This window comes from Bradyrhizobium sp. Mp27 (genome assembly GCF_029953005.1).
Lineage (GTDB): Bacteria > Pseudomonadota > Alphaproteobacteria > Rhizobiales > Xanthobacteraceae > Bradyrhizobium > Bradyrhizobium barranii.
On sequence record NZ_JASAUS010000618.1, the window covers coordinates 1 to 537 of the forward strand.

Here is a 537-nt window from a genome sequence, read left to right on the forward strand (position 1 = left end):
CAGTTCGACTGGAGCCACGAGGTCGTCCTGCTGAGCGGCACCACGGTGATGGTGAAGGCTGCTCATGTCCGGCTCTGTCACAGCCGCATGCTGTTCGTGCGGGCCTATCCGCGGGAGACGCAGGAGATGGTGTTCGACGCCCACGACCGGGCATTCGCCTTGTTCAAAGGCACCTGCACCCGCGGCATCTACGACAACATGAAGACCGCGGTGGAGACGATCTTTGTCGGTAAAGGCCGTCTCTACAATCGCCGCTTCCTGCAGATGTGCAGCCACTATCTGGTCGATCCGGTCGCCTGTACGCCAGCGTCGGGCTGGGAGAAGGGGCAAGTCGAGAACCAGGTCGGGCTGGTCCGGGAACGCTTCTTCACGCCGCGGCTGCGGTTCAAAACCCTCGACGAGTTAAACGCCTGGCTGCTCGACAAATGGTAAGCGGAGCTTTTCTCCCATTTGATTGACTGGTTTCGCTTCGGCTTTCGCTCTGCGATCCTTGGCTTGTCAGAGAGCCGAGAGGAGACTGAAGGCGATGGAACAATC

General features: G+C 60.0%; 1 pseudogene. It reads left to right on the forward strand.

Features of this window, described 5'->3' with window-relative positions:
- Nucleotides 1–423 (forward strand): annotated as a pseudogene (istA, locus tag QJT78_RS52020) (IS21 family transposase); the annotation flags it as partial.
- Nucleotides 424–537: the final 114 nt, after the last annotated feature.